Source organism: Pseudomonas fluorescens (assembly GCF_900636825.1).
Classification (GTDB): Bacteria; Pseudomonadota; Gammaproteobacteria; order Pseudomonadales; family Pseudomonadaceae; genus Aquipseudomonas; species Aquipseudomonas fluorescens_BG.
Genome location: NZ_LR134318.1, coordinates 4,418,232 through 4,431,274 on the forward strand (window position 1 = coordinate 4,418,232; position 13,043 = coordinate 4,431,274).

Sequence of the window (13,043 nt, forward strand, 5' to 3'; positions counted from 1 at the left end):
GGCAGCTCCTACAGAGGAGAATGCGATTACCCCTCGCGTTTACAGCGCGATTTGCTCTAAGCCCCCAATACCTGTGCGGTTAAGTCCTTCCTATACTGCGTCATAAGGTCGCACACACCCAATGACCTGTATTTGCTCGGCCACTTGGCCCGTAAGCGCTCCGTTTGGGGGGCGATGGCAATAACAAGAGGAGTGACTGGCATGATCCATCACGTAGTGGGACTGTTTACCCACCCTGATCAGGAATGGAAGGAGATCCGTGGCGACCAAGAAGAAAGCATCAGCCACATGTACCTGACGCACACGCTGATTCTGGCGGCTATCCCGGCGGTCTCGGCGTTCATCGGCACTACTCAGGTGGGCTGGGTGATCGGCAACCGCCCGCCGGTGATGCTGACGGTTGAAAGCGCGATCTGGATGACCGTCATGTCTTACCTGGCGATGCTCGGCGGCGTCGCGGTCATGGGCGCGTTCGTACACTGGATGGCGCGCACCTATGATGCCAATCCGAGCCTGGCGCGTTGCGTGGCGTTCGCTACCTACACCGCGACGCCGTTGTTCGTCGGCGGGCTGGCGGCGCTGTATCCGCATATGTGGCTGGGGATGATCGTCGGCACAGCGGCCATCTGTTACACGGTCTATCTGTTGTATGTAGGCCTGCCAACGTTCATGAACATTCCGTCGGACGAGGGATTCCTGTTTTCCAGCTCGGTGCTGGCGGTGGGGCTGGTAGTGCTGGTCGCCATCATGGCGTTCACTGTTATCGTCTGGGGCCTGGGCGTCGGGCCTGTCTACACCAATTAGCCAACTCGTGGTGGATGAGGCCGCCGCAAGGCGGCCTTGTCGTTTGCACAACGACCATTCGGCAGCTCGGCGATTCGCAAGTCGGTGGCGTTGCGGCATACTCGACGTCTCTGGAGATCCATCAAGCATGCCCGAGCAACTCAATACCCGCGTCGAAGATTGTTACCAACTCGCAGAATCCTTTTTCAAACGTACCTTCAAACGCCCCGTGGTCAGCCTCAAGCTGCGCGGGCAGAAAGCCGGCGTCGCGCATCTGCACGAGAACCTGCTGCGTTTCAACCCGCAGCTGTACCGGGAAAACACCGAACATTTCCTCAAGCAGACCGTGGCCCACGAAGTCGCGCACCTGATCGCCCATCAGTTGTTCGGCGAGCGCATCCAGCCCCATGGCGAAGAATGGCAATTGATCATGCGCGGCGTTTACGAACTGCCGCCTGATCGCTGCCATACCTATGAAATCAAGCGGCGCAGCGTGACTCGCTATATCTACAAGTGCCCATGCCCTGAAAGCGATTTTCCGTTTACCGCGCAGCGCCATGGTCTGGTCCGGCAGGGGCGACGGTATTTATGTCGCCGCTGCCGCAACACTTTGACGTTCAGTGGTGAGACGCGGGTGGAATAGTTGGTTCCTGCGGCGCCCTGGCTGGCCCCATCGCTGGCAAGCCTGCTTCCACAGGTTTTGTGAACACCTCGGAAACTGTGGGAGCTGGCTTGCCAGCGATGAGGCTGGAACAGGCGCTAAAGAATGACTTTGGCGCGACGCAGGTCTGCAATTTTCGAAGGGCTAAGTCCCAACTCCTCCAACACCTCATCGGTATGCTGCCCCAACGCCGCGCCCACGTGCCGCGGTGCCGGCAAGTCCTCGGAGAATTTCAGCGGACACGCCATCTGCGCTTGGGTCGAGCCCTCCCCGCGCGGCACCTGTGTTACCAGTCGACGCGCTTGTAGCTGCGGATGCCGCACCGCTTCCCCCAGACTCAACACCGGCTCGACACACGCATCGATCCCGGCAAACATCTCGCACAATTGCGCAAAGTCATGCCGCTCGAATTCGATCCGCAATGCCTCTTTCAAGGCGTGCTGTTGATCAGGCTTGGGTGACAATCCCTGTGCCGCCAGTTCCGGGCAACCCAGCGCTGCGCACAATGCCCGCATGAACGCTGGCTCCAGACTACCGACCGACATCCAGCGTCCATCCCGCGTGCGGTAGTAGTCGTAAAAGCTGCCGCCATTGAGCATCTGGTCTTCCCAATCCGGCTCTGCGCCGCAGGCCAGATATCCGGCGCCAGCCATGGCATTGAGGCTGAAGGCGCAGTCGGTCATGCTCACGTCCAGGTGCGTGCCCTGCCCGGTTTGCTGCCGGGCAATCACTGCTGCGAGAAGCCCGATCACCCCGTGCAGTGATCCTCCGGCCACGTCCGCCACTTGCATGCCCAGCGGCAGCGGCCCGCTGTCGGCGCGGCCGGTGTAACTAGCCAATCCCGCCAGCGCCAGATAGTTGATGTCGTGTCCGGCGCGATCCCGGTAAGGGCCGGTCTGGCCATAACCGGTGATCGACACGTAAATCAGCTTCGGGTTGATCGCTTTCAGCGCCTCATAGCCAAGACCCAGACGTTCCATGACACCGGGGCGGAATTGTTCGAGGACAATGTCGTAATCGCCCAGCAATCGCTTGATCACGTCCAGCGCCTCGGGCTGCTTCAAGTCCAGCGCCAGGCTGCGCTTGTTGCGATTGAGGTAAGCGTGACTGGCCGATACCCCGCCATCGTGCGGCGGCAGAACCCGCAGCAGATCGAGGCGGGTCGGCGACTCGATGCGCAACACCTCGGCGCCCATGTCGGCCAACAGCAGCGAGGCGAACGGTCCCGGTAGCAAGGTCGAGAAATCGAGAATCTTCAGTGAGGCCAGCGGTGCAGACATGGGCGAACTCCTTGGGCGATGCTCTCAGCCTAGGCAGCCATTGCCGATGCAGCAATCACCGCAAATGTCAGCGGGTGTGACCGTTCCGCTCAAATCGCAGGCAAGAAAAAACCCCTGTGGCGAGGGGATTTATCCCCGACGGGTCGCAAAGCGGCCCCTTCTCCAGAGTTGAAGAAGGGGCCGCTGCGCGTCCATCGGGGATAAATCCCCTCACCACAAGGGCTTTGTTTCAGCCCCCACATCGCACTGATGCAGAGTTCTTGTGCTTACTTCACATTGCTCGGGGTTAGGCCTTCAGCCACACCCAGGTCGTCTTCTTCACGCGCGTCGGCGATACCGCGACCGCCAGAAGCCAGCTCGGTTTGCAGCTGATCGGTGTCCAGCTCTTTGACCCACTTGGCAACCACGATGGTGGCGACAGCGTTACCGACCAGGTTGGTCAGTGCGCGGGCTTCGGACATGAAGCGGTCGATACCGAGGATCAGCGCCAGACCGGCCACCGGCAAGTGGCCCACTGCCGACAGGGTAGCGGCCAGAACGATGAAGCCCGAACCGGTCACACCCGCCGCACCTTTGGAGGACAACAGCAGCACCAGCAACAGGGTGATCTGGTGGGTGATGTCCATGTGGGTGTCAGTCGCCTGGGCGATGAACACGGCGGCCATGGTCAGGTAGATCGAAGTACCGTCGAGGTTGAACGAGTAACCGGTCGGAATCACCAGACCCACTACCGATTTCTTCGCGCCCAGACGCTCCATCTTGATCAGCATGCGTGGCAGCGCGGATTCGGACGAGGAAGTACCCAGTACGATCAACAGCTCTTCACGGATGTAACGCACCAGTTTGAACACGCTGAAACCGTGAGCACGGCAGATCGCGCCCAGCACCACCACGACGAACAGTACGCAGGTGATGTAGAAGCAGATCATCAACTGGCCCAGTTGCACCAGCGAGCCGACACCATAGGCGCCGATGGTGAACGCCATCGCACCGAAGGCACCCAGCGGCGCCAGTTTCATGATCATGTTGATGATGTTGAACATGACGTGGGCGAAGCGATCGATCATGTCCAGCAACGGACGACCGTACGAGCCCAGGCGATGCAGGGCGTAGCCGAAGATCACCGAGAACATCAGCACTTGCAGGATGTCGCCGGTGGCGAACGCGCCGACAATGGTGTTCGGGATCACATTGAGGAGGAAACCGACAATGCTCTGGTCTTTACTGGCCGTCACGTAAGTGGCGATTTTCGAGGCGTCGAGGGTGGTGACATCGATGTGCATGCCGGCGCCCGGTTGCACAACGTTGACCACGATCAGACCGATCAGCAGGGCAATGGTGGATACGATTTCGAAGTACAGCAGCGCGTAGCCGCCGGTCTTGCCCACGGATTTCATGTTCTGCATGCCGGCGATGCCGCTGACAACGGTACAGAAAATGATCGGGGCGATGACCATTTTGATCAGTTTGATAAACCCGTCACCCAGCGGCTTGAGGGCCACACCGGTCTGAGGGTAGAAGTGACCAAGCAGGATGCCGATGGCGATGGCAACGATCACCTGGAAATACAGGGATTTGTACAGTGGCTGACGAGTCGTCATTGCAAGTTTCCTCAAGAGTCCCGCGTGGCAACATCCATCTGTTGGGCGCGAAACCTCAATTGCGAACCCTCCTGCACTGGAGGGATTTGTTGTTGGAGCGGCGTTTTCCTACGGGATAAATGCACGCTTCTGTCGCTTGTATCGCAAACGTCGTGCCAGATTGGTGCGATGGGCAGCCAGCCTTTTGATATCAGGGCTCAGGAAGATTTTCATGTCACCGAGCGGTGACCTGTGCGTGGCGGATTTCCGCCAACTGGCCCGCCCTCGTCCTGCAATTTGGCGGAAATCCGCCTTGTTCAGAGCGTCCGACCCCGGCTACCATCCAGCGCCTGAGAAAGGATCTGCCGCTTATGCGCGAACGCACCATTGCCAGTCATTTCGCCCGTGCGGCCCTGGGTGGGGCGCAGCGTCTGGGCGTTGACTGCTCGGACCTATTGCAGCAACTGGGCATCAGCGCGCAGTTGCTTGACGAGCCGCGGGCCCGTATCGCGCCCGAGCAATTCACGCGTCTGATCCAGGGCCTGTGGCTGGCGCTGGACGACGAATACCTCGGCTTTGGCCACGCACCGAGCAAACCCGGCAGTTTCGCCATGATGTGCCACGCCTCGATCCACTGCCGCAATCTGGAGAAAGCGCTGCAACGGGGCTTATTGTTTTACAGCCTGTTCCCCGCTACCCCGCGCCTGAGCCTGACGCGCGAAGACGAATGGGTGCGTTTGAGCCTCGCCGATTCGTCGTTATGGGACCCGGACCACTTTCTCACCGAAAGCCTGCTGGTGATCTGGCATCGCCTCGGCAGTTGGCTGATCGGGCAGCGCATTCGCCTCGAACACGCGACGTTCAGCTACGCCAAACCGACCCACGGTGCCGAATACGACCTGCTCTTCCCTTGCCCGCTGACGTTCGGCAGCGAGCACAGCAGTCTGCTGTTCCATAGCCGCTATCTGCACATGCCGCTGTTGCAGGACGAACGCACGCTCAAACACTTCCTTGAACGCTCCCCCGCCGATCTGCTTTCGCGCCCGGACGATGGCGACAGCCTGAGCAGCCGCCTGCGCCGCTTGCTCAGCCGCGACACCGCGCGCTGGCCGGATCTCGAAGCCGTCGCGGCACAACTGCACATCAGCCCGCAAACGTTGCGGCGGCACTTGCGCGAGGAAGGCACGAGTTTTCAGGAACTGAAGGATCAGTTGCGGCGGGATATCGCCATCTATCATTTGGGACGGGCAGATCTGTCGTTGCAGCAGATCGCCGAACAGCTCGGATTCTCCGAACCGTCGGCGTTTCATCGGGCGTTCAAGAAATGGACGGGGCTGACGCCGGGGGCTTATCGGGCGCAGGAGTTGTGAGGCATTTTCGAAGCTTGCGGTGCTCTCTTTGACGCCATCGCGAGCAGGCTCACTCCTACATTTGAAATGCGTCTCCCCTGTAGGAGTGAGCCTGCTCGCGACAGGTCCAGAAAGGCCAACACCTAAACCGCCGGAAAATGAATTCTGAACGCCGCCCCGCCCATCGGCGAGTCGCCCAGTGCCAGCCGGGCGTTGTAGCTTTCGATGATGTCTTTGACTACCGCCAGCCCGATGCCCTGCCCCGGATGCTGGGCGTCGAGTCGTTCACCGCGTTCGAGAATCCGTGCGCGTTGATCCGGTGGCACGCCGGGGCCGTCGTCTTCAACGCATAGTTCAATGCCGGCTGGGGTTTCGCCAACGCTGATGCGCACTTCGCTCAGGCACAGGCGATAGGCGTTTTCCAGCAGGTTGCCCATCATTTCCAACAGCGCGCCCTGCTCGATCGGCACATAGCAATGCTCCTGCAGATCGAATGCCACACGCACATGTTTATCGCGGTAAACCTTGTCCAGCGTGTCGCAGAGACTTTTCAACACGGGTTGCAAGCGCACCTGATGGCGCACCAGACCGCTTTTGCGCAGGCTGGCCCGTTGCAATTGGTAGCTGATCTGCTGGCTCATACGTTCGATCTGGCCCTGCAGCACCCAGGCCTGATCACGCTCTTCGGGGCGCTGGGCCATGTCTTCGCTGACGCCTTGCAACACGGCCAACGGCGTTTTCAGACTGTGAGCCAGATCGTCGAGCGAATCGCGGTAACGGCTGCGCTGCTGCCGTTCACTGAGTAACAAGCGGTTCAGCGAGCCGGTCAGGCGCAGCAGTTCGCGCGGGTGCTTTTCGGTCAGGCTGTCGCGGGTGCCGCCTTCGATTTCGTCGAGTTCCTGACTGAGTCGGCGCAACGCTTTGAGGCCCCAGGTCAGCCCGATCCACAGCAGCGCCAGCAGCACCAGCAAAGCGGCGCCGAAGCCCAGGTAGAGATTCTCGCGCAGGCCTTCAAGTGTGGTTTCGTACTCGCGCACCGGTTGCAGGGCGACGATGCTGAACGCTGCGCTCTTGCCGCCGAGCAGTTTGACTTCGACGTCGTAAACGAAGAACTCCTGACCATTGGCTTCGCGAATCCGCGCAAATTCGTTGCCGAGACCGTCGTAGCGCGGCTTGTAGTTGATCTGCTCTTCCTGAGTAGCCTTGGAACGCCACACCAGCTTGCCGTCGCGGTCGTAGATGTAGCCGAGCAAGCGAAAATCCGTGAGGTTGAAGCGCTCGTCCGGTAACTGACTGGGCATCACCAGCCGACCGTTTTCGACGCGCGCCGCCGAGATCAGGGTGGTGACGTCCGAGGCCAGGCGCTGTTCGATCGAGTCCTGCAAGGCGAGGCTGAACGCGCCCTGCATCGCCGGCAGCAAGGCAAGCATGAACAACACCGCCAACGTGGTGGCGGCGAGCATCAGGCGAACGCGAAGCGAACGAATCAAGTGCAGCGCTCATTGAACAGGTAACCGAGGCCGCGCACGGTGTCGATCGGCTTGAATCCGGCCGGGCCTTCGAGCTTGCGTCGCAGGCGACCGACCAGCACCTCGATGACATTCGGATCGCGCTCGTCGTCGTCAGGATAGAGCTGCTCCATCAAACGATCCTTGGGCACCACTTGCTGATGATGGCGCATGAGGTATTCGAGGATGCGATATTCGTAGGCAGTCAGCGCCAGCGGTTGTTCGTCGAGGGAAGCCTGCTTGCGATTGAGATCGAGCAGCAGCGGGCCGGCGACGATGGTCGATTGGGTGAAGCCGCTGGAGCGCCGCAGCAAGGCATTCAGACGCGCGTCGAGTTCTTCGAACTGGAACGGCTTGACCACATAGTCGTCGGCACCGGCGGCGAGCCCTTCGACCTTGTCCTGCCAATTGCCGCGCGCGGTGAGGATCAGGATCGGGAAGGTCTTGCCACCCGTGCGCAACTGACGGATCAGGTCGAGCCCGCCCATTCCCGGCAGGCCGAGATCGATCACCGCCAGATCGAAATTGAACTGCCCGGTCTGGTACAGCGCCTCTTCGGCATTGGCCACGGATTCGACCACGTGACCGCTTTCCGTGAGACGGGTTTGCAGGTGATGACGCAACAGCGCCTCATCTTCGACGACCAACAGTTTCATAAAACTCTCCCGAGTAATTCAAACTCTCCAGACAACCACTGTGGGAGCCAGCCCTGCTGGCGATTGCGATTTGACAGTCGACAATGTTGTCGAAGGTCAGGACGCCATCGCTAGCAGGGCTAGCTCCCACAGGGTAGTCAGGCAACCGCGTTAGAAATAATAGTTGGCCGACAAGTAGGTCTGCGCGCTGCTGGTCAAGTCCAGCGAACCCTGTTTGCTGCCGCCGCTGTCTTTCATTTCGGTGCTGGCGTTGCTGCGCAGGTAACGGTAACCGAGTTCGACCGAGGCGTTCTGCGAAACTTGCTGCAGCACACCGAACTGGCCGCCCACGGCGTAACCGATGTCACTGTCGCGGCTGTAGCCCGGCGAATCCTGGGTCAGCTTGGTCAGGCCGGCCGTGGCGCCGCCGAACAGCTTGGTACTGCCGCCCACCGGGTAGAACAGATCGTAGCTGCCGAGCAGATTTTCCTGACGCAGTTTAATGCCATTGTGCGAGCCCGACACGTTGTCGTAGGTGGCGTAGTAGCGCCCCTGAGTGTTTTGCTGACCGAGACGCACGCCGTAGGTGTTATTGCCATCGATGGCGCCGGTGGCATTCGGGTGATCGAGGTTGTCGTTCAGAGCGTTGGATTTTTTCACCTTGTCGCTGGTCTGGCCGAAGGTCAGCCCGGCGAAATTCGAAGGGGTGTCGGCGTGCGCGGCGATGCTGGAGCCTAACAAGGTAAATGCCAGCAACAGTTTGTTGAAGCGAGTCATGATGTTTCCTCTTTCACAGTGCTGTTTGGGTATGGCGCAAGGTTACTGAGCCCCCCCTGTACCGCCCCTGAACGCTCTCTGAACCTGACCTGAACCAGATCGACTAGGCTGTCCTGACCACTTTCGAAAAGGAGATCCGACCATGCGCATGTTCCTCGCCCTCACTCTGCTGGCAGTCAGCAGCTTCACCCAGGCTGCGATCAAGACTGAAGAAATCCCTTATCAAAGCGCCGACGGCAGCAAGCTGATCGGCTACTACGCCTATGACGACGCGATCAAAGGCCCACGCCCTGGCATCGTCGTGGTGCACGAATGGTGGGGCCTGAACGATTACGCCAAGCGCCGCGCGCGCGATCTCGCCGGGCTTGGTTACAGCGCGCTGGCCATTGATATGTACGGCGAAGGCAAGAACACCGAACACCCGAAGGATGCGCTGGCGTTCATGCAGGCGGCGACCAAGGATGCCGATGCCGCGAGTAAGCGCTTCGCCGCAGGGCTCGATCTGTTGAAGAAGCAACCGCAGACCGACGTCAATAAACTCGCCGCCATCGGTTATTGCTTTGGCGGTGGCGTGGTGTTGAATGCAGCGCGTCAGGGCGTGCCATTGGCAGGCGTGGTGAGCTTCCATGGCGCGCTGGCGACCAAGACTCCGGCAACGCCTGGCAGCGTCAAGGCGAAAATTCTGGTCGAGCATGGGGCGCTGGACAGCATGGTCACTCCGGACAACGTTACCGCCTTCAAGTCCGAGATGGACAAGGCCGGGGCGGACTATCGGTTTGTCAGTCTGGAGGGCGCCAAGCATGGCTTCAGCAATCCGGATGCCGACCGCTTGAGCCACGGCGAGCATGGCGGGCCGGATATCGGTTACAACAAAGCGGCGGATGAAAAATCCTGGGCGGACATGAAAGCGTTCTTTCAGAAAATCTTCAGCTAACCCATCCGCACCTGATCGTTCCCACGCAAGCGTGGGAACAATCAAAGATCGCAGCCTTCGGCAGCTCCTACAGGTCCGGGCTATGGTCAGCATGGGTGCTAACCGGCAAAATGCCGGTCATGAATGCCATTCCTCCCCTGCCCGCCTGCTGCACTGCGCTCGACAACCATTGGCCATTGCCGACGGTATTGCCCGGCACTGTGCTGCTCAGCACCCGTTTCGATCCGACCCGGTTACTGGGCGATGATTTTCTGCGCAGCGCTGTGATTGCGCCGCCGAGCATTCAACGTTCAGTGGCCAAGCGTCAGGCCGAGTTTCTCGCCGGGCGAATCTGTGCCCGCGCTGCGTTGCAAGAACTAGAGGGCTCGAACATCGTCCCGCCAATCGGCGAAGATCGTGCGCCGGTGTGGCCGGCGCACATCTGCGGCTCGATCACCCACAGCACCGGCCGCGCGGCAGCGATTATCGCTAACAGGCAGCACTGGCGCGGCTTGGGCATGGACCTGGAAAACCTGCTCAGCGACGAACGTGCCGAGCGTTTGGCCGGGGAAATTCTTACGCCGGCGGAACTGCAGCGCATGGCGGCCGGATCTCGGGAGCAGTTGTCGCTGCTGGTAACCCTGACGTTTTCGGTGAAGGAAAGTCTGTTCAAAGCGCTGTATCCGATCGTGCAGCAGCGCTTCTATTTCGAGCATGCCGAGGTGCTGGAATGGACTGAGGCGGGTCAGATCAGGGTGCGGTTGTTGACCGATTTATCGAGCGAATGGCGTAACGGTTCGGAGCTGGAAGCGCAGTTCGGGGTGCAGGATGGGCAGTTGTTGAGTCTGGTCAGCATTCCGGCCTGAGGGTTTTTATTGGCTGTCAGGGCCCCATCGCTGGCTTGCCAGCGATGGGGCCAGCACAACCACCGCAAATACTCAGCGGCGTTCCTGATTCCTCGGCCAACTCAAGCTGAAGCAAGCCCCACCCAAATTTTTGCTCTTGCCAATGATCGCCCGGCCGTCATGCCAGTGAATGATCCGCCGCACGATCGACAACCCCAGACCATGCCCTCCCGACGCCCGTGTGCGGCTGTCATCCAGGCGCAGAAACGGCGTGAAAATCCGCTCCCAAGCCACTTCCGGCACCCCCGGCCCATCGTCCTCGACGTCAATCCGACAGCGTAACTGGCCGACCTGATAACTCACGGTGACCTGCGAATGCGCATGGCGCATCGCATTGCCTACCAGGTTCTGCAACGCGCGGTGCAGATAGCGCGGCTCGGCCTCGACCCAGGCGCCGTCATTGTCCGCCGCTGAGAGACACAACCCGCGCTGCACAGTGACTTCGGCACGCAGCGGCGCCAGTTCTTCGATGACTTGATTGACCAGTGCGTCAAGGTCGATGCGCTGGAACGTCAGCGCCGGCGAACCCTGTTCCAGTCGCGCATAGGTGAGCATCTCGTCGACCAGTTTATCGAGGTCTTCGATGTCGTGATCCATGCCTTCGCGGTACTTTTCCAGCGCCTGCGCAGTGGTCGCCGAACCGATCATCTCCAGACCGAAACGCAGGCGCGCCACTGGTGTGCGCAGTTCGTGAGACACCGCGCGCACCAGCTCACGCTGGATCGCCAGCAACTGCTGCAAGTGCTCGGCCATGCCGTTGAATGCCGCCGCCAGGCGCCCGACCGAGTCGGCACCGCGCGCCGGCACTCGTGTTTCCAGACTGCCTTTGGCGATGCGCGTGGCAGCGGCTTCCAGGCCGCGCAAACGGCGTTCAAGTTGCCGCACCAGCAGATAAACGATGAGCCCGATCAGGCTCAGGCCGAGCGCGGCAATCAGCACCAGCCACTCCGGCGGATAAGGATTCATCTGATACAACGGGCCGATTTCCAGAACCCACGGCGTGCCGACCATGCCGGCAAACACCCGGATCGAATCGCCGCCCTTGCCCAGCGCCATCACGGTATCGCCTTCGGCCACGCGACGGCTCTGGTCTTCGTCCATGTCGGCGTCGTTGACCGTCACCAGACGCAAGTCGAAACCGAAGCCCTTCTCTTCCTTTATCTGCGCCAGGCGCTTGGGCTGCTCGCCCACCGGCACCCGCACCAATTCGTCGGCCAGCAGATAAATCGTCGCCCGCGCCAGTTGCTCGCTGATCTGCTGCACTTCGCCCACCAGCATCAGTTGCTCTTTATCGCTGACCAAGCGGTAGACCTTGGCCGCGTGCGGGCCCGTCTGTTCGACCAAGGCCAGACCTCGTTGCACGCGGGTACGCTGGGTGAGGTCAAGATCGGTTTCGGCGAACCTCTTCAGCGCCAATGGAATGCCGAGCAACCGCTCCCATACCAGCAGCGCACGATGCCGCTCGGTCGGGTTCATCGGTTGCAGATTGTCGGCCATCAGCGAAAAAGTGCCATGGGCCAAGCGCTCGCGGTATTGCTCGCTGCGCACCTGATTGAGCAGGTGCAGCGCCAGCACGCCGAGCACCGCCACCAGAATCAGCGCCGCGCACATCCCGCCGTAGATGCGCAGAAAGATCGAGTTCACAGCGGCAGGTCTACGCAGGCTTCCGGGACAAACAGGTAGCCTTTGCTGCGGATGGTCTTGATCAGTCGCGGATGGTCGGGGTCATCGCCGATTTTCGGACGGATGCGTGATATGCGCACATCGATCGACCGATCCTGACCGTCGTAGCCGATGCCGCGCAGGGCGGTGAAGATTTCTTCGCGCGACAAAATCCGCCCGGCGTTGGCGACCAACAACCAGAGCAAGTCGAATTCGGCGCTGGTCAGTTCGATGCCGTTGTCGCTGAGCCACGCTTCGCGCAGGGCGTTGTCGACGACCAGTGGGCCGAATTGCAGACGCCGGGATTTTTCTGCGACCGGCTCGGGTGTATCGCTACGTCGCAGCAACGCCTGGATCCGCGCCAACAACAGGCGCGGACGCACCGGTTTGCAGACGTAGTCGTCGGCGCCAAGGTCGAGGCCTTGAATCTGATCGGCGTCATCGGTACGCGCCGTCAACATCAGGATCGGCCCGTCGTACTGGTTGCGCACCTTGCGACAAATGCTCAAGCCATCTTCGCCGGGCAGCATCAGGTCAAGGATCACCAGATCCGGCTGCTCCTTGATGATCCGCGCGGCGGCGAGCGCCCCGTTGCCTTCGATGTCCACGCGCAGTCCATTGGCTTGCAGATAATCGCGCGTGAGTTCAGCCAGTCGCTGGTCATCCTCGACGATCAATACCTGCCACGCTTGTTGCTCCACCGGCGACCTCTGCTTGCTGTTTTTATTGATATATGAAGGTTTGAACGCGTTCCTGTAGGAGCTGACGAGTGAAACGAGGCTGCGATCGTATGATCCTGTTTTTTTCAATCAAAAGATCGCAGCCTCGTTTCACTCGTCAGCTCCTACAGGGGGCTCAGCGTGTCTTCTTGTCATGTTTGGGAGGATAAAATTACGTCCCCATGGACCGATTGTATAAACGGCGTACAGCCAGAACACAAGTCGGTAAATGCGTTCGGACGAGGCGGTTTTTTATGGTAGGGTTCGCGCC

Annotated in this window: 12 protein-coding genes; 5 read left to right on the forward strand and 7 right to left on the reverse strand. The window is 60.4% G+C overall.

The annotated features are described in order from the left end of the window. The first annotated feature begins 201 nt into the window (after positions 1–201). Positions 202–804, forward strand: a complete 603-nt coding sequence (locus EL257_RS20055) for a Yip1 family protein (protein WP_126365550.1) — start codon at positions 202–204, stop codon at positions 802–804. Between the two features lie 127 nt (positions 805–931). Further along, the gene (locus tag EL257_RS20060; protein WP_126365552.1) at positions 932–1,426 is read left to right on the forward strand and encodes a SprT family zinc-dependent metalloprotease; all 495 of its coding nucleotides are present in this window, start codon (positions 932–934) and stop codon (positions 1,424–1,426) included. Between the two features lie 116 nt (positions 1,427–1,542). On the opposite strand, the gene EL257_RS20065 is transcribed toward EL257_RS20060, so the two are convergent. Together EL257_RS20065 and EL257_RS20070 are read right to left on the reverse strand one after the other, a co-directional pair. Beyond that, positions 1,543–2,724 (reverse strand): CaiB/BaiF CoA transferase family protein, encoded by a 1,182-nt coding sequence (locus tag EL257_RS20065; RefSeq protein WP_126365554.1) that lies wholly within the window; start codon positions 2,722–2,724, stop codon positions 1,543–1,545. Between the two features lie 266 nt (positions 2,725–2,990). Further along, positions 2,991–4,325 carry a dicarboxylate/amino acid:cation symporter gene (locus tag EL257_RS20070; RefSeq protein ID WP_126365556.1) on the reverse strand — a complete coding sequence of 445 codons (1,335 nt, stop codon included), beginning with the start codon at positions 4,323–4,325 and terminating at the stop codon, positions 2,991–2,993. A 350-nt stretch (positions 4,326–4,675) separates the two neighbouring features. Between EL257_RS20070 and EL257_RS20075 the strand changes: the two genes are divergently transcribed. Then, positions 4,676–5,674: an AraC family transcriptional regulator gene (locus EL257_RS20075; protein WP_126365558.1), complete on the forward strand. Its 999-nt coding sequence runs from the start codon at positions 4,676–4,678 to the stop codon at positions 5,672–5,674. Positions 5,675–5,796: 122 nt separating this feature from the next. Here the strand turns inward: EL257_RS20075 and EL257_RS20080 are convergent, their stop codons facing one another. The 3 genes from EL257_RS20080 to EL257_RS20090 form a co-directional block, all read right to left on the reverse strand. Next, positions 5,797–7,143, reverse strand: coding sequence for an ATP-binding protein (locus EL257_RS20080; protein ID WP_126365560.1), 1,347 nt, complete (start codon positions 7,141–7,143; stop codon positions 5,797–5,799). Continuing rightward, the gene (locus tag EL257_RS20085; protein ID WP_126365562.1) at positions 7,140–7,817 is read right to left on the reverse strand and encodes a response regulator transcription factor; all 678 of its coding nucleotides are present in this window, start codon (positions 7,815–7,817) and stop codon (positions 7,140–7,142) included. The genes EL257_RS20080 and EL257_RS20085 overlap by 4 nt, the downstream gene beginning before the upstream one ends. A 150-nt stretch (positions 7,818–7,967) precedes the next feature. After that, positions 7,968–8,573 carry a hypothetical protein gene (locus tag EL257_RS20090; RefSeq protein ID WP_126365564.1) on the reverse strand — a complete coding sequence of 202 codons (606 nt, stop codon included), beginning with the start codon at positions 8,571–8,573 and terminating at the stop codon, positions 7,968–7,970. A 142-nt stretch (positions 8,574–8,715) separates the two neighbouring features. Between EL257_RS20090 and EL257_RS20095 the strand changes: the two genes are divergently transcribed. Beyond that, positions 8,716–9,507, forward strand: coding sequence for a dienelactone hydrolase family protein (locus EL257_RS20095; RefSeq protein WP_126365566.1), 792 nt, complete (start codon positions 8,716–8,718; stop codon positions 9,505–9,507). Between the two features lie 119 nt (positions 9,508–9,626). After that, the gene (locus EL257_RS20100; protein WP_126365568.1) at positions 9,627–10,352 is read left to right on the forward strand and encodes a 4'-phosphopantetheinyl transferase family protein; all 726 of its coding nucleotides are present in this window, start codon (positions 9,627–9,629) and stop codon (positions 10,350–10,352) included. A 72-nt stretch (positions 10,353–10,424) separates the two neighbouring features. Here the strand turns inward: EL257_RS20100 and EL257_RS20105 are convergent, their stop codons facing one another. After that, positions 10,425–12,035: an ATP-binding protein gene (locus EL257_RS20105; protein WP_126365570.1), complete on the reverse strand. Its 1,611-nt coding sequence runs from the start codon at positions 12,033–12,035 to the stop codon at positions 10,425–10,427. Beyond that, entirely contained in the window at positions 12,032–12,754 is a 723-nt protein-coding gene (locus EL257_RS20110) for a response regulator (RefSeq protein WP_126365572.1), read from the reverse strand. Before EL257_RS20110 ends, EL257_RS20105 begins: the two co-directional genes overlap by 4 nt. Positions 12,755–13,043 lie beyond the last annotated feature (289 nt).

Bases quoted from the DNA above. Each gene is read 5' to 3' on its own strand.
- EL257_RS20055 (WP_126365550.1), top strand. From the start codon at position 202: ATGATCCATCACGTAGTGGGACTGTTTACCCACCCTGATCAGGAATGG.
- EL257_RS20060 (WP_126365552.1), top strand. From the start codon at position 932: ATGCCCGAGCAACTCAATACCCGCGTCGAAGATTGTTACCAACTCGCA.
- EL257_RS20065 (WP_126365554.1), bottom strand. From the start codon at position 2,724: ATGTCTGCACCGCTGGCCTCACTGAAGATTCTCGATTTCTCGACCTTG.
- EL257_RS20070 (WP_126365556.1), bottom strand. From the start codon at position 4,325: ATGACGACTCGTCAGCCACTGTACAAATCCCTGTATTTCCAGGTGATC.
- EL257_RS20075 (WP_126365558.1), top strand. From the start codon at position 4,676: ATGCGCGAACGCACCATTGCCAGTCATTTCGCCCGTGCGGCCCTGGGT.
- EL257_RS20085 (WP_126365562.1), bottom strand. From the start codon at position 7,817: ATGAAACTGTTGGTCGTCGAAGATGAGGCGCTGTTGCGTCATCACCTG.
- EL257_RS20090 (WP_126365564.1), bottom strand. From the start codon at position 8,573: ATGACTCGCTTCAACAAACTGTTGCTGGCATTTACCTTGTTAGGCTCC.
- EL257_RS20095 (WP_126365566.1), top strand. From the start codon at position 8,716: ATGCGCATGTTCCTCGCCCTCACTCTGCTGGCAGTCAGCAGCTTCACC.
- EL257_RS20100 (WP_126365568.1), top strand. From the start codon at position 9,627: ATGAATGCCATTCCTCCCCTGCCCGCCTGCTGCACTGCGCTCGACAAC.